At 62.5% G+C, this 15,102-nt stretch carries 18 protein-coding genes; 14 read left to right on the forward strand and 4 right to left on the reverse strand.

The features are described 5' to 3' along the window. Window positions 1–13: 13 nt before the first annotated feature. Window positions 14–931, reverse strand: coding sequence for an enoyl-CoA hydratase-related protein (locus JVX90_RS08555; RefSeq protein WP_205331925.1), 918 nt, complete (start codon window positions 929–931; stop codon window positions 14–16). A 149-nt stretch (window positions 932–1,080) separates the two neighbouring features. Between JVX90_RS08555 and JVX90_RS08560 the strand changes: the two genes are divergently transcribed. The 4 genes from JVX90_RS08560 (at window position 1,081) to JVX90_RS08575 (ending at window position 5,463) form a co-directional block, all read left to right on the forward strand. Further along, on the forward strand, window positions 1,081–2,970 hold the full coding sequence (locus tag JVX90_RS08560; RefSeq protein WP_240194104.1) for a BCCT family transporter: 1,890 nt from the start codon (window positions 1,081–1,083) through the stop codon (window positions 2,968–2,970). 274 nt (window positions 2,971–3,244) lie between these two features. Further along, entirely contained in the window at window positions 3,245–3,688 is a 444-nt protein-coding gene (locus JVX90_RS08565; protein WP_205331926.1) for an Hsp20/alpha crystallin family protein, read from the forward strand. Window positions 3,689–3,726: 38 nt separating this feature from the next. Then, complete coding sequence (locus tag JVX90_RS08570) at window positions 3,727–3,870, forward strand: hypothetical protein (RefSeq protein WP_205331927.1); 144 nt, start codon at window positions 3,727–3,729, stop codon at window positions 3,868–3,870. A 738-nt stretch (window positions 3,871–4,608) separates the two neighbouring features. Beyond that, entirely contained in the window at window positions 4,609–5,463 is an 855-nt protein-coding gene (locus JVX90_RS08575) for a DinB family protein (protein WP_205331928.1), read from the forward strand. Here the strand turns inward: JVX90_RS08575 and JVX90_RS08580 are convergent. After that, window positions 5,460–5,813, reverse strand: coding sequence for an Rv2640c family ArsR-like transcriptional regulator (locus JVX90_RS08580; RefSeq protein ID WP_205331929.1), 354 nt, complete (start codon window positions 5,811–5,813; stop codon window positions 5,460–5,462). The genes JVX90_RS08575 and JVX90_RS08580 overlap by 4 nt on opposite strands. Before the next feature lie 94 nt (window positions 5,814–5,907). Between JVX90_RS08580 and JVX90_RS08585 the strand changes: the two genes are divergently transcribed. After that, a complete protein-coding gene (locus JVX90_RS08585) occupies window positions 5,908–6,363 on the forward strand; it encodes an ArsI/CadI family heavy metal resistance metalloenzyme (RefSeq protein WP_205332342.1) in 456 nt (151 codons plus the stop codon). 174 nt (window positions 6,364–6,537) lie between these two features. Here JVX90_RS08585 and JVX90_RS08590 read toward each other — a convergent pair whose 3' ends face one another. Together JVX90_RS08590 and JVX90_RS08595 are read right to left on the reverse strand one after the other, a co-directional pair. Beyond that, window positions 6,538–6,948, reverse strand: coding sequence for a phage holin family protein (locus JVX90_RS08590; RefSeq protein ID WP_240194105.1), 411 nt, complete (start codon window positions 6,946–6,948; stop codon window positions 6,538–6,540). Between the two features lie 30 nt (window positions 6,949–6,978). Continuing rightward, window positions 6,979–8,454: a LuxR family transcriptional regulator gene (locus JVX90_RS08595; RefSeq protein WP_205331930.1), complete on the reverse strand. Its 1,476-nt coding sequence runs from the start codon at window positions 8,452–8,454 to the stop codon at window positions 6,979–6,981. 111 nt (window positions 8,455–8,565) lie between these two features. Here JVX90_RS08595 and JVX90_RS08600 point away from each other — a divergent pair, with 111 nt between their 5' ends. The 9 genes from JVX90_RS08600 to JVX90_RS08640 all read left to right on the forward strand — a co-directional run bounded on the left by JVX90_RS08600 (window position 8,566) and on the right by JVX90_RS08640 (window position 15,102). Beyond that, the gene (locus JVX90_RS08600) at window positions 8,566–10,245 is read left to right on the forward strand and encodes a SulP family inorganic anion transporter (RefSeq protein WP_240194106.1); all 1,680 of its coding nucleotides are present in this window, start codon (window positions 8,566–8,568) and stop codon (window positions 10,243–10,245) included. Further along, complete coding sequence (locus tag JVX90_RS08605) at window positions 10,242–10,925, forward strand: GAP family protein (RefSeq protein WP_205331932.1); 684 nt, start codon at window positions 10,242–10,244, stop codon at window positions 10,923–10,925. The genes JVX90_RS08600 and JVX90_RS08605 overlap by 4 nt, the downstream gene beginning before the upstream one ends. 61 nt (window positions 10,926–10,986) lie before the next feature. Beyond that, entirely contained in the window at window positions 10,987–11,361 is a 375-nt protein-coding gene (locus tag JVX90_RS08610; RefSeq protein ID WP_205331933.1) for a PLDc N-terminal domain-containing protein, read from the forward strand. Continuing rightward, on the forward strand, window positions 11,358–11,810 hold the full coding sequence (locus JVX90_RS08615) for a DUF6325 family protein (RefSeq protein ID WP_240194107.1): 453 nt from the start codon (window positions 11,358–11,360) through the stop codon (window positions 11,808–11,810). The genes JVX90_RS08610 and JVX90_RS08615 overlap by 4 nt, the downstream gene beginning before the upstream one ends. 1 nt (window position 11,811) lies before the next feature. Continuing rightward, a complete protein-coding gene (locus tag JVX90_RS08620) occupies window positions 11,812–12,099 on the forward strand; it encodes an SHOCT domain-containing protein (RefSeq protein ID WP_205331934.1) in 288 nt (95 codons plus the stop codon). A gap of 85 nt (window positions 12,100–12,184) precedes the next feature. Beyond that, complete coding sequence (locus JVX90_RS08625) at window positions 12,185–13,072, forward strand: DUF1214 domain-containing protein (protein ID WP_345891090.1); 888 nt, start codon at window positions 12,185–12,187, stop codon at window positions 13,070–13,072. A gap of 109 nt (window positions 13,073–13,181) precedes the next feature. Next, complete coding sequence (locus JVX90_RS08630) at window positions 13,182–13,562, forward strand: metalloregulator ArsR/SmtB family transcription factor (protein WP_240194108.1); 381 nt, start codon at window positions 13,182–13,184, stop codon at window positions 13,560–13,562. Continuing rightward, window positions 13,559–14,662 carry an ACR3 family arsenite efflux transporter gene (arsB, locus tag JVX90_RS08635; protein ID WP_205331936.1) on the forward strand — a complete coding sequence of 368 codons (1,104 nt, stop codon included), beginning with the start codon at window positions 13,559–13,561 and terminating at the stop codon, window positions 14,660–14,662. The genes JVX90_RS08630 and arsB overlap by 4 nt, the downstream gene beginning before the upstream one ends. Further along, window positions 14,662–15,102 (forward strand): low molecular weight phosphatase family protein, encoded by a 441-nt coding sequence (locus tag JVX90_RS08640; RefSeq protein ID WP_205331937.1) that lies wholly within the window; start codon window positions 14,662–14,664, stop codon window positions 15,100–15,102. Before arsB ends, JVX90_RS08640 begins: the two co-directional genes overlap by 1 nt.

Below are 15,102 nucleotides of genomic sequence, written 5' to 3' on the forward strand. Positions count from 1 at the left end.
TGCGACCTGCGACTTACAACGGCGGGACGAACTCCGGCTGTTCCCAGCCGCGGAGGATCCGGTTGATCCCGGCGCCAGACACCGTGTCGCGAAAATCCGGGGTGCGCTTCTCCAGGAACGCCGCAATGCCCTCCTGAGCGTCTTCACTCACCCCCCGGAGGTTGAAAGCGAGCGTCTCCAGCTGGTGGGCCTGCATCGGATGAGGCGCGGTCATCATCCGCCACAGCATCGCGCGACTCAAGCTGACCGACACCGCCGAGGTGTTGTCGGCGATCTCTCGTGCGAGACTCATCGCCACGCCGAGGACGTCGTCTGCGGGGTGGATGCTGCGGACGAGGCCACCGGCCAGCGCCTCCGCGGCACCGAACGTGCGTCCAGTGAGCATCCACTCGAGCGCCTGTTGCGGACCGACCACACGAGGAAGGAACCACGACGAACAGGATTCGGGCACGAACGCACGTCTGGTGAATGGGAACGCAAACTTCGCCGAGTCCGACGCGATTCGTATGTCCGTCGGAAGCGTCATCGTCGACCCGACACCGACCGCGTGGCCGTTGATCGCCGAGATGATCGGTTTGATCGATTCGAAGATCCGCATCACCACGCGACCGCCGCCGTCGCGGCGGAGCGGCAGTCCGTCGCCTGGCGAGTCGAAGAGCAGCCCGTCGGGGATGTCGGTGGCCGAGCGCCAGTCGCGGAACGAGTCGCGCGGATCGTCGGCGGCGACGAGATCGGCGCCTGCGCAGAATGCGCGTCCCGCACCGGTGAGGATCACAACCTTCACGTCATCGTCGTTATCCGACCGATCGAAGACCTCAACGAGCTCCTGTTCCATCTGGTCGTCGAATGCGTTGAGGCGATCGGGCCGGTTCAGAGTGACGAGCGCGACGCCGTCCTCCACCCGATAGTCGACATGAGAGCGGTCGGTCACTAGTGAGTCCCTTTCGTTCGACGCGGTCACATCAGCTTTACACGAGTGTCAATACTTGGTGGATGGAACGTGCGATCAGCATCGCCCGCACGGAATTTCGGCCGTGCGTCAGTTTGAAAAGTCAGCGCTCGGTAGACACAGTGAAGTACATGCTTGACGAAGAGAACGACAAATCGAACTCAGATCCAGCTCCATCGCAGTCCGCCGACGACGCCCCTCCCGTACTGGAGATGCTGATCGATCCGCTGACTCAACAGCGCACCGAGATCAGCGCGAACATTGCCGCAGTACCGGGTCGCATGCACATAGCCGAAGACGACTCGGACGATGAGATCACCGCCAAGCTGAAGCATCAAGGCGTGCGCATCGGCAAGGGCGGCATCGCGCCGGCGGTGTTCTGGCCTGCACTGATCACGATTGTGACTGTCGCAGTAGTCGCGGTAATCATCCCAGACGCTACGGCCGACTTCTTCAGTGCCGTCCAGAACTGGATTGTGGCCAACCTCGGTTGGTACTACATGCTCATCATCGGCGGATTCGTGGTGTTCGTCCTCGGCGTCGGCATCTCACGCCTGGGCCGAGTGCGCCTCGGGCGCGACGACGAGGAACCAGAGTTCAGTCGGTTGTCCTGGTTCTGCATGCTGTTCGCGGCCGGAATGGGAATCGGTCTGGTCTTCTACGGCGTGGGTGAGCCGTTGACATATGCCACCGTTCAACCGAAACCAGGCTGGAGTGGGTCCGAAGCCGACATCAGCGGTCTGGCGATGGCCCAGACCTTTGTGCACTGGGGCCTCCATCCGTGGGCGATCTACGCCGTCATCGGCCTGGCTCTCGCGTATGCGATCCACCGGAGAGGTCGACCGGTGTCGATCCGCTGGGCCCTCGAGCCGCTGCTGGGGGAGCGAGTCAAGGGCTGGGCCGGCGACCTCATCGACGTCCTTGCAATCTTCGGAACCGTCTTCGGAGTCGCGACGTCCCTCGGACTGGGCGTCCAGCAGATCTCGGCGGGAATGCAATCCATCGGAATCGTCGACACCGTCGACAACACACTGTTGGTCGTGCTCATCGTGGTGATCACGTTCCTCGCAACCCTCTCAGTGGTCAGCGGCTTGGGTGCCGGGATCAAGTGGTTGTCGAACATCAACCTCTCCCTGGCTGGCCTTCTGCTCATCAGCATGCTGATCCTCGGCCCGACACTCTTCCTTCTCCGGACGTTTGTGCAATCCCTCGGGGTGTACCTGGCGAACGTGCTCAATCTGACCTTCGATGTCGGCGCATTCCAGGGAGATGCCGCCGAATCGTGGCTCAGCGACTGGACGATCTTCTACTGGGGCTGGTGGATCGCCTGGGCACCGTTCGTCGGCGTCTTCATCGCGCGGATCTCGCGTGGACGAACAGTTCGCGAGTTCATCGCGGGCTGCCTGATCGTCCCGACGCTTGTCGGCATGATCTGGTTCTCGGTCATGGGAGGCTCCGGCCTCTACCGGCAGCTCTTCGGCGAAGGCGACCTGGTCGAAGACGGCGCGGTGTCCGCGGAGCGGTCGCTGTTCCACGTCCTCGACGGGCTTCCGCTCGGAAACATCTTCTCCATCCTGGCGATCATCCTGGTTGCGATCTTCTTCATCACTTCGTCCGACTCGGGATCCTTAGTGGTCGACATGCTGGCGTCCGGCGGACACCCGAATCCGCCGGTCTGGTCACGGGTTCTGTGGGCGTCGCTCGAGGGCGCCCTCGCGATCGCACTGCTGCTCGCGGGCGGTCTCAGTTCTCTTCAGTCGGCGTCGCTGGCCACTGCACTGCCGTTTAGCGTGATCCTGGCGATGATGTGTGTGGCTACAGTGAAGGGCCTGCGTCATGAGAACTGGCTTCTGAACTACGCGGAGCACACGCAACGCATCGAGGCGGCCACCGCTCACATCACGGGCGAGGTCTTCGACAGCATTCCAACCGACCCTGCGTTGCGCGACTACGTCGACGATCGAATCGACTACCGCCTCACGAGAACACGCGGCCTGCAGACGCACAACAAACGCCACTAGGAGTCGTCGGTCTCAACCTCGGCGTGCACAAACGATGTCTGGAGTTCGCGCAGGTCGCGCCCGAATCCACCTACCTTTTTCAGCTGTCACCCAGGAACGTGATTCCACGCGGGAACCGGGTTGGTCCGCCGCTGGTCGACACTCGGCCGGGCTCCAGAAAATCGCCCCAGAAACTCTTGGCACTCTCCGTGCTCGAGTGCTAATCTCGGCGTTGCACAGTGATGGAGATCATCGGCCACCAGGGCTGATGCCGTGAGATTGGAGGTGTATTACTGTGCTTGGATTCGACCCTTTCAATGACCTTGACGCTCTCGCTCGAGGCCTTCTTACAGGTCAGCAGAGCGGAACCGTCCGGACGCCGCGATTCATGCCGATGGACTTGTGCAAAGTCGAGGATCACTACCTTCTGACGGCGGATCTTCCCGGTGTCGATCCCGGATCCATTGATGTCAGCGTCGACAACGGCGTCCTCTCCCTTTCCGCTCAACGCTCTCTGGCGTCCGACGATGGCGTGAAATGGCTCGCAAGCGAGCGGTTCGCCGGAACGTACCGTCGCCAGGTCACGCTGGGTGAGGGTATCGACACCTCGGCGATCAGCGCGCAATACAACAACGGTGTCTTGACCGTTTCGATCCCGATTGCGGAGAAGGCAAAGCCACGCAGGATCGCGGTCGAGCATTCCAGCGAACAGCAGGCCATCGCTGCTTCGACGGGATGACATAGGCGCCCCGACAACTCGTTCGACGCAGGAGGTTCATGATGCTTGCAACGCTCGAATCCGACCCGATTGACTGGTCTGACCAGCAAACCGAGGTCCGCCGCGACGACGGATTGGAAGAGTTCCCGGTGACTTGGCGCGAGGACGAGCGCCGGGGGATCGGTATCGAACTCCACAGCTGAGTCGCATTCTCGCGCCTGTCGCGGAAGAACCCCTCGCCGGTTCATCAATACATGTTGGAGGTGCCAATACCCCCAGAATGTTCTGTGCCCACGGGACGCCTGGCGACCGCATTGCTCATTGGCGGCCTGCCAGGCGTCTCGCCTGCTTTAGCGTCCAGCTCGATCGACCAGCGCAAGCTGAAAGACGAGTAGGTCGGAACCCAAAGAAATGTCACTGTGACAATTTGTTGCGTACAGAGAAAGCCAGGAGTGCACAGAGTTGAACGCGAAACCCGAATCCGACTTATGGAGCAGGCTGCAAAATGGTGCCTAGATGCGCGCATCGTTGATTTGACCCGACGACCGACGGCATCCAGGCGCAGCAGACCCGAACTTTCAGTGGCTGCCATCCCATTGAAGAGCGGCACGCCCGCGGATGGCAACTCGCCAAATGAGATGACGGTTCACACAGCGGCGAGCCCTCTCATTCATTTGACTTCGCCAATGCATCACGCCGATAAGATACATTATGTCAACTTAGTAGCCGCACGCTGTAGCGGATAGGTTGTTTCGAATCCCCCGCACTTGGGTCCAGACGCTTCAAGCAATCCTCGGACTGGACTTGGTGGCGGATGCCGTATGTACCTGTCGCTACTGGTGTTGCACTCCGGCATTGAGATCCGCGCAGCGTGCTGGCACCGAACAACTAAGTGATACGCAGGGTATCCAGTAGCCGCGGGTAGCGCCTACGCTCGTTTCATGGCACCCACCTGCTCCGACTGCGGGTACGACTACCGGGCACTGAGCATCGACGACGCGTCATCCACACTCGTGCGCGAAGTCGCCGACACCGTCCACACGCTCCGGCATCGACGCCAGACAGCACCTGCTCCCGATGCTTCCTGGTCTTCCCTCGAATACGCAGGCCATCTCCGTGACGTCCTCATCGTCACTCGGGAGCGCACGCTACACGCGCTTCGAGACGATTCGCCGACAGTCGTCTCCATGGGCGCAGACGACCGCGTTCAACTCGGCGAGTACTCAGACCTCTCGTACTACCAGGCTGCGGCCGAGATCTCAGAGGCCTCCCGCCGGCTCGCGGCCACCTGGAACCGTCTGAGCACCCAGGACTGGGCGCGGACGCTGCGGTACAACTACCCCACTCCCACTGTTCGCGAGCTGTCGTGGCTCGCCGCGCACATCGTCCATGAAGTGGTCCACCACCGAATGGACATCAAACGGCTGACCACCGCCAGGAAGGCAGTCTCACTGAGCCCCGATTACGGTGCGCCGTGGGGCCTGTGGTCGAGCAATCCTCCGTGCCCCTCCCCACCCGCGAGTACCGAACTGCTGACACCGGCGAATTTCGGGCTTCCCGACTCCGTCGTCGTCCGCCTGCGCACATGGCTCGACGTGTGGACGGCGAACTTCGCCGACGCACCGAGCGACGACCAGCACTCCTGGCGCCGCGGATTCGACGTCTCCGGCTGGATTCGAGAAGGCGATGCGATCGCCGACCTCATCGCCGAGGCGCTCCCCAACTACACCGTCGAACGCCAGTATCGGACTTACGCGGCCAACGCCGTCCGGCGCAATACCGATCAGGCCCGCTAGCAGCAGGTGTCGAGCACTCCTCTAAGTGCTTCCAGCGCGTCCGGTTCGGCGCGATGTAGGACGTTCACACCTCGACGCTCGGAGGTGACAAGACCGGCTTTCTTGAGCTGACCGAGGTGGTGGCTCACCGTACCCGCCGAGAGCGCGAGCGCTTCCGCGAGATCACTGGTACTAATCGCACCTGGTCGGGCGCCCATGAGGATGGAGACAAGCTGAATACGCGCCGGGTCGGCCAGAGCCTTGAGCCGGAGAGCCAGCCCGAGAGCCGCATCGGCCTCCATAGGCCCCGCGGCGATCGATGCACAGCAGATCGGGGCACTGATGTCGACCACAGGGAGCGTCTTGGGCATGACCCCAACCTACCCATCCGTTGACATATATCAAACTCTGGCCTAGAACTTGAGTCGCAATAATTTGATGTATGTCAAATCCTTGGAGGATGTCATGTCACGAGTCCAACTCGCCCTCAACGTCGACGATCTCGACCAGTCGATTGCCTTCTACACCAAGCTGTTCGGCGTCAGCCCTGCGAAGATCAAGCCGGGCTACGCCAACTTCACCGTTGCTGAGCCCGCGCTGAAGCTGGTGCTGCTGGAGAACCCCGGCCAGGGCGGCAGCATCAATCACCTCGGCGTGGAGGTCGATTCCAGCGAGAAGGTGCACGCCGAGATCGCCCGATTCACCGAAGAAAAACTGTTCACCGAAGAGGAGATCGGAGCAACCTGCTGCTTCGCCACCCAGGACAAAGTGTGGGTCTCTGCTCCCGACGCTGAGCGTTGGGAGGTCTACACCGTGTTGGCCGACGCTGAGACTTTCAATGGCGAGCCGGTCGCCGCCGCGGTCCCTGTCGGCGAATCTACGCCAGCAGCATGCTGCACTCCCGCAGCGAACTGCTGCTGAACGCGACCTCCTGCGAGGCCGCTGGACTGGTCGCCACCCGACGCAACGCCTGGGTGGCGACCAATCCCGTTTCTGGACATGTCCTGACCAAAGTCCTCTACCACCGTCTCGACACCGTCACATTTCGCGCGGCAACGCATCCGCCGCCTCCGCCCATCGCCGTGTGCGGCGAAGCTATTCGACGCTGTGCACGAGCTTTCGGGCAGCCCTCTTTTTCAGTCGACGGTCGATGACGAGGCCCATGACGATCCATCCCCCGAGTGCGGTGATGATCCACACCAGAAGCGGCGCCAGGATCCAGGACGGGATTCCTACGATTCGGAGCCCGCCGTCGAACAAGGTCGCTATCCAGAGGGCGAGAAGCGTTGCGACGAGCCCGACGCCGCCCGAAAGTGGAGCGGCGTAGTTCTGCGCCACAGACAGCACGAACGGACCCAGGATTACGTGCGCGAGCGTGAATACGCCGACCGCGACGAAGAAGCCAGAAACACTCAGCTCAACCCCCGGCAGAACGACATGGATTACGAGGAGTGCAACAGCACCGAGGATGAGTTGGGCGAGTACCTGGAGGACGAATCGAATCATGTTGCCTTCTTCGAAGAGGACGCGAATGCGCTAATTGTCGGAGGTTGCGTGGACGGCGTCTCGACGTGACGCGACACCGAGCTTGCGGTAGATCGAACGGATATGGGTTTTCACAGTCGGGTAGGCGATGCCCAAGTGGTTTGCTATCTCGGCTGCCGTCATCGTGGTCCGCAAACACGCGAGTACATCCTTCTCACGTTCGGTGAAGACCCCGTCGAGGACTGTGGCGTGCAAGCCGCGGTTGGTCAGGACCGCATGAAGGAATTCTTGGTGATTGGACCCCCAGTGTGCGTGCGCGCTGAGAAGGTCGGCTATGACGGGGTCGTCGACGAGGAACGGCGCAAACACGGATTCGGTGACTGCCGCCTCGAGAGCGTGCTCGAGTTGTGCGTGCGCGTGTTCGCCTCGTCCGGCTGCTGAATGGAGTCCGGCCGATGTGACGAACGTGCTAACCCGCGCATATCGCGGCATTCCCGCCGCTGCGGCGAGACGAAATGCCTGTCCAGACAATGCGGGTTCATCGATTGCCCGGTACAGCTCGGCGAGTACCGCATGTGCAACGGCTGCGCCGGTCCGGGTCAGCGCCGGAGCCGCTATCGCCCTTGCCCGTTCGTTATCGCCCTGAGCGTGCGCCAGGCGGGCCGACACGACCCGACGAAGTATGTCCCAAGGGATTCCATGCCTGTCGGTCTGACCGATCCCCTGCAGAAGGCGGGCAGCTAGGTAGTATCGGTCGTCTCGCTCGAGCGCGATCACGCTCATGACGTAGTAGAGGCGTGCGAGAGCTTCGAAGTTGTTTCCGGGGTTGTCCTCCCTGATCACCGGTTCAAGGAGCGCAAGCGCTTTGTCGAAGTCTCCGCGCCAGTAGGCGATGCATCCCCGGTTCGCCTCTGGTAGGCCTCCTTCGTATCGGTCCCAGTCCGACGGAACCGGCGTCGAGGGCAGGTCACTGAGGACCCGCTCAGCCTCGGTGAAGAGTCCAGCGTGGGTGAGTGCGAATGCGAGGTTCGATTGCGCGAGACGGCGAGTTTCGGGCCGTTCTCGCAGGTGTGCTTCAGCAACCGCGGAGCGCAGCAGAGCAATCGCGCGGGCGAAGTCTCTGCGGAGCCTGACCTCGGCCCATCCGAGAAGGAACAGCGCTGACGAGTAATCGTCGTCGACGGCGCACTGGGATAGCGCGTGGTGGGCACGGTCGGCGACAGCCGCTTTCGTCTCAGCATCAGGAGCCAAGAGCAGATCAGTGAAACACGCAACGAAGTCGTCTGCCGCAACGCGCAGGCCCTGACCGCGGAGATACTCCGCGCCGTAAGAGTCTCCTGCGAGATCTCGGCAACATGCACGGATGAGAAGAACGTGCGGGTCGTGCGGATCGGGGGCGGTCACGCACAGTCGCTCGAGCTCATACGTGTGAGACTCGATGATCAGCCGCAACCAGTTTCTGCGCAGCAGGATACGGGCCTTCTCGGGCTCGGATGAGGCCCATTCCCGGCGAATCGAGTCGATCATCGCTTCACCGTAGCGGGGCGGGAGTGAAGAGAAGGCATTTCGATATGCCGGCTCATCCTCCGAGGATGACGTCCGGATTCGGCGGGTTCGCCGTGGGCGACACTGATGCCGATGAACCGCCTACTTCCCGGCCTGAGCCGACAGAACATGGCCCGCGAACTCCTCGCCGGAGTGACGTTGATCGCGATCGCGATCCCCCTCAACATCGGCTACGCGCAGATCGCGGGGCTGCCACCGACAGCAGGCCTGTATGCACTCGTGGTGCCGACGTTGGTGTGGGCCCTGCTCACTTCGTCACGGCAACTCGTGGCCTCCCCCGACGCGTCGGCGGCCGCACTGGTCGCCTCGTCCGTCGGAGGACTCGCCGCCGCAGGATCCGAAGGGTACGCGGCGATGGCGATGGCTCAGGCGATCATCTGCGGAGTGCTGTTTCTCGCCATGGCGGTTCTCAAGCTGGGGTTCTTGGCGAGCTTTCTGTCACGCCCCATCTTGATCGGGTTCGTTGCAGGTCTGGCCCTCGACGTGTTCGTGTCGCAGTTGGCGAAGATGCTCGGCGTGCACGTCGACTCGGGAGGTGAGCTAACCGAGAAGCTCGTTGAGCTGATCACCGAACTCGCGACCGCGAACTCGTGGTCGATCCTGATCTCTCTGATCGCGGTCGCAGTCCTGCTCGTCGGTCGACACCTCGTACCGTCCGTGCCTTGGGCGCTGGTGGTCCTGGTGGCCGCTACCGTCGTGGTCGTCCTAACCCACGCCGAAGTTGCCGGAGTGAAGGTGCTCGGCGACGTTCCGGCCGGCCCTCCGGAACTGACGTGGCCGACGCTCGCGTGGAATCAGTGGTTGGCACTGGTCCCCTCGGCTGTCGCGCTGACCGTTGTCGCCACCACCGAGGGTCTACTCGTCTCACGCTCGTACGGCGAGAAGCACCGGTACCCCACTCGCGCCGATCGTGATCTCGTCGCGTTCGGAGCCGCGAACCTCGCCGCCGGTACGTCCGGTTCATTCGCCGTCGGTGCATCCACCAGTCGGACGGCCGCGATGGACCAAGCCGGCTCGCGAACACAGGTGCCCTCACTCGTTCTCGCCGGCGGAACGATCCTGCTACTGCTGTTCGGCACAGCCCTCCTTGCTGAGATCCCAGCGCCGGCAATCGGGGTCATTGTCGGTATCGCCGTTCTCCCGCTCTTCAGCATCGGTGAGTTTCGGCGACTGTGGAGCCTGTCTCGATTCGAGTTCTCGATCGCGCTCGCCTGCCTCGCCGCCACAGTGTTCGTCGGCGCGATCGCCGGCATCCTCGTGGCCTTCGTCCTGTCTCTGGTCAACCTCGCTCGTCGCGCCGCCCAGCCGGCAATTGACGTCCTCGCCGAGAACGACGACCCGGCAGCGTCACTTCTGGACGACGCACCGATCGGCGCTGTGACAGCACCAGGCGTAATCGTCGTACGGATGGCCGCTCCCCTCTTCTTCGCCAATGGCGCCGTGTTCGCCCAAGCCGTGAAACACGCGGTCGAGGGCGCTGGGTCCGAAAGCGTTCAGCACCTCGTGATCGACATGGAAGCAGTCACCGATATCGACGTCACTGCCGCAACAGCCTTCGACGGCCTTCGAACATGGCTTCAGGACAGACAGATCAGTCTGGCGTTCAGTCGTGCGCGAACCGGTGCGCTCCCACGACTGCGGAGGTTCGGCATCGTCCTCAGCCACGACCCGATCTACACGACCAATCGCGCGGCTGTGGCAGATCTGTCCGCTCGATCCCCGGAAATTCCCACCACAGGAGACGACGCATGACCCTCGCGCCAGTGATCGGAGAAGTCCTTCCACTCACGCTCCCGATCTCGATCAGCCCGCTGACCATCGTGGCGGTGATACTCATGCTGCTCTCACCGATCGCACGGCGGACAGGCCCCGGGTTTCTCCTCGGCTGGACTGTCGGCATCGCAGGTCCAGCCATCGTATTCACCGTCATCGCCAGTGCTCTCCCGCCGCGGCCGGAAGGCGCAGACGGGCCTGATCTAGTGCGAGGACTCATCCAATCAGTCCTCGCCGTGCTGCTCTTGGTTCTCGCCGTGAAGCAGTGGAGGACCCGCCCAGTTCAGGGCCAGGACCCGACCCTCCCCCGGTGGATGGCCACGATCGACTCCTTCACCTTCGTTCGCGCAGTCGGTCTCGGGCTCCTGCTGTCAGCACCGAGACCGAAGAATCTGGTGATGGCCGCCAACGCGGGAATGATCATCGGCAGTGCCGGACTATCGACTGCGTCCACGGTCGTTGCGACCGGGGCGTTCATTGTGTGCGCCGCGTCCACAGTGTTCATTCCCGTCGTCGCATACCTGCTCGCCGCCGATCGACTGCGCGGACCTTTGGAGACCGTCCGCGCCTGGCTCGTCCGCGAGAACGCGGTGATCACGTCAGTCCTGCTGTTCGTCATCGGCGTCCTCATGATCGGCAAAGCGCTCGGCTCCTTCTAACCCCTCCCATCAGGCGCGCCCACGTGCGTCTGCACCTCTAAAGAAAACGGAGACAAACATCATGTACTTCTGGGAAATCCTCGGCTGGACGTTCTGGGCAGTCTTGTTCATCGGCTATCTCTTCGCGCTGTTCGCGATCATCGGCGACCTGCTTCGAGATCGTGAACTCAGCGGATGGTGGAAAGCTGCCTGGGTTCTGCTCTTGGTGTTCCTGCCATTCCTCACCGCACTGATCTATCTCATCGCCCGCGGCCAAGGCATGGCCGAACGCAGCGAGCGAGCTGCAAGCCGCGCCGAGACTGCCGCACAGACCTACATCCGTGAGGTCGCGGGCACCAGCCCCAGCGAAGAAATCGTCGCCGCGGCGAACCTCCTCGAATCCGGCGTCATCAGCGACGCCGAATTCGACCGGATCAAAGCGAAGGCACTGGCATGACGGGCCTCATGACCACCGGCTATCAGTTCGGTCCGGTCGATCTCTACTTGATCGGGCTGGCCGGGCACCGACCGGATCCAGGGGCTCTCGCAGCCCTGACCGACCTCGCCGACACCGGCCTGATGACGGTCCTCGACCTGATCCTCATCTCCCGCAACGAAGACGGGGACACCACCGTCTTCGAGGCCACCGACATCATGAACGGAGTGGAGCTCGAGATCGCGGCTCTCGGCGCGATCGGACTCATCGGTCACGAGGACGTCGATGCCTTCGCCACATTGATTCCCGAGGGCGCCACCGCTCTACTCGTCGCAGTCGAGCTGTCGTATCAGCGTGATCTCGCCCAGAAGACGGCAGCATCGGGAGGAGAGCTCCTCGCATTCGAGCGGATCCCAGCACCGGTCGTCAATGCGTTGGTCGACTCGCTCGCCGCAGAGGGAAGACACTGACATGCCGTACATCCCCAGGGGCGGACGCCCCGGCCTGCTCGGGCTCGCCGCACGAACGGCGGTCGTCGCCGGAACTGCGAATGCGGTTAACGCACGAATGGCTGCCCATCAGCAGGCTGAGACGCAACAACAGTTCGATGCCGCCCAGTACGCGGCACAGCAGGGCGCCGCATCGGCTCCACCGCCGACTGATCTCGTCGCTGAACTCCAGAGCCTGAGTCGACTGAGAACTCAGGGGCTGCTGAGCGACGCCGAATTCGATGCCGCAAAAGCACAACTGCTGCGCTAGACGCTCCCCACGTCCACAAAGGAATCACACCATGACACCAATCTCCGTCAACGTCCAGAATTTCAATCGAGCCGAAACTGATCTCATGTTCTCGCGGCTCGCCGCGCCGCATGGCATCGGCGAATGGAATCACACCTATGAGGTGACACCCCTCGACAATCAACCTGTCATCCGACAGAATCGCGACACCCTTTACAGCATGGCGATCATTGACGTCAGCGATGACGTGCTTCTCACGATTCCGGACACCGGAAAGAAGTACGTCTCGGCATTCATCGTCAACCAGGACCACTTCGGACAGGCGATCTTCAGTGCCCCCGGGGAGCACCGCGTCACCCGCGATCTTGTCGGGACGGACTACGCAGGCGTGCTGGTGCGCATCCTGGTCGATCCCGCGGACCCTGACGACGTCTCCGAGGTCAACCGGCTGCAAGACGCGCTCCAGCTGGTCGGTGGGGGCTCGGGGAACTATCCGATGCCCGACTACGACAAATCGTCACACACGGAGACACGCAACGCGATCCTCGACCTCGCTCGCGGCGTGAGCAAGTACGACAATTCATTCGGGACAAGAACCGAGGTCGACCCGATCCTCCACCTTCTGGGTACGGCATCGGGCTGGGGAGGACTGCCGGAGTACGAAGCGACGTACATCAGCGTGAATGAGAACCTCCCCGTCGACGAGTACCGGCTGCACCTCAAAGACGTTCCGGTTCACGCGTTCTGGTCGGTGTCGGTCTACAACGCTGCCGGGTATTTCGAAGAGAACACCCTGGGCGTCAACAGCATCAACAGTCTCACTGCGATTCCCGATGACGATGGTGGCGTGACCATCCGTTTCGGCGTGCAGGTTGATCGCGTACCGAATGCACTCCCGATCATGCCGGGCTGGAACTACGTCCTACGGTTGTACCGCCCACACCAGTCGGTACTCGATGGCACCTGGAGCGCGCCTCGACCTGAGGTCGTGTAGGGAAGGCCTGAACGTCGGCAGGTCGACAACCCGGCGAGCATCGCGGAGGTTCCTCTTCCACACGAGCGACCGACTTTGCCCCGACTTCGACATGTGTCAATATTGACTCATGTCGAAGTCACAGGGCGCACGCGGATCGACGATGCGATGTTCGCCCTTGGTTCGTGAGCCACTCTCGGAGTCTCTGTCATTCGACCTCGCCGGAGTGTTCAAGGCCCTCGCCGACCCAGTTCGGCTGCGATTGTTCAGTTTGATCGCCAGCCACGCGAACGGCGAGGCGTGCGTATGTGACATCTCCCCTGCCGTCGACGTCTCGCAACCGACGATCTCCCACCACCTCAAGGTGCTCAGGGCTGCGGGACTGGTGGAGTCCGAACGCCGCGCGTCCTGGGTGTACTACCGCGTCGTTCCAGAAGTTCTGTCGACACTCGCCGAGGTCTTACGAGCAGGCGAGCTCGCTCCCACCATCGAGACGAAGACTCGACTGTGAGCACCTCAGAGCATCAGCCAGTCGTCGGCAGACTCTCGACTCTGGACCGGTTTCTGCCGGTGTGGATCGGCGTAGCCATGGTCGTGGGCCTGTTGCTTGGCCGGATGGTTCCCGGACTGAACACCGCGTTGGAGAAGATCCAGGTCGACGGCGTCTCCCTTCCTATTGCCTTGGGCTTGCTGATCATGATGTACCCGGTCCTGGCCAAGGTCCGCTACGACCGCCTGGACACCGTCACCGGCGACCGAAAACTACTCCTCGGGTCGCTGCTGCTGAACTGGGTGCTGGGTCCTGCACTGATGTTCGCCCTCGCCTGGTTGATGCTCCCCGATCTGCCCGAGTACCGAACCGGACTGATCATCGTCGGACTCGCCCGATGCATCGCCATGGTGATCATCTGGAATGACCTCGCCGGCGGCGATCGCGAGGCCGCCGCCGTCCTCGTCGCTCTGAACTCGGTGTTCCAAGTGATCATGTTTGCCGCCCTGGGCTGGTTCTACCTTTCAGTTCTGCCGGGCTGGCTCGGTCTCGAGCAGACCACAATCGACACCTCGCCGTGGCAGATCGCGAAGTCGGTGCTTGTCTTCCTCGGCATCCCATTGCTCGCCGGTTTCCTCTCACGTCGTATCGGCGAAAAGGCCAAAGGCCGAGCTTGGTACGACGAACGTTTCCTCCCGGCGATCGGGCCGTGGGCCCTCTACGGCCTCCTATTCACCATCGTCATCCTGTTTGCGCTGCAGGGCGAACAGATCACCAACCGCCCGTGGGACGTCATTCGCATCGCACTCCCCTTGCTCGCCTACTTCGCGGTCATGTGGGGAGGTGGATATCTACTCGGCACAGTCATGGGCTTGGGATATGAACGGACGACAACGCTCGCGTTCACCGCGGCGGGCAACAACTTCGAGCTCGCCATCGCCGTCGCGATCGCAACCTACGGCGCGACCTCAGGGCAGGCTCTCGCGGGAGTGGTCGGCCCGTTGATCGAGGTCCCTGTGCTCGTCGGCCTCGTCTACGTCTCGCTCGCTCTGCGCAAACGCTTTCCCCTCACCGCGTCCTCCACCTCCGCTGCCGCGGACTCTTCTGAGAGCGTGAACTGATGCCCGACTCCCCCACCATCGCCGACATCGCGGCGACGCCGAGTGTGTTGTTCGTGTGCGTGAAGAACGGCGGTAAGTCCCAAATGGCCGCAGGCCTGATGCGCAAGGCCGTCGGTGACGGCGTCGAAGTGCACTCGGCCGGAACCAATCCGGGCACCGCAGTCAACGGCTTGTCCGCCGAGAGTCTAGCCGAGGTCGGCATCGACATCAGCGGTGAGATTCCCCAGCCCATCGACCCCGAGTTGCTCGCCCGCGTCGACCTGGTGGTCACCCTCGGCCGCGAAGCTGTCGTCGACGCCCCCGCCGGGGTCAGGTTGATCAACTGGGACACCGACGAACCGTCAGAGCGCGGAATCGACGGGATCGAACGGATGCGCCTGGTCCGCGACGACATCGCCGCCCGTGTGCTTGCACTTGCCGCCGATCTGACTGCGCCGTAA

The organism is Gordonia sp. PDNC005 (assembly GCF_016919385.1).
Classification (GTDB): Bacteria; Actinomycetota; Actinomycetes; order Mycobacteriales; family Mycobacteriaceae; genus Gordonia.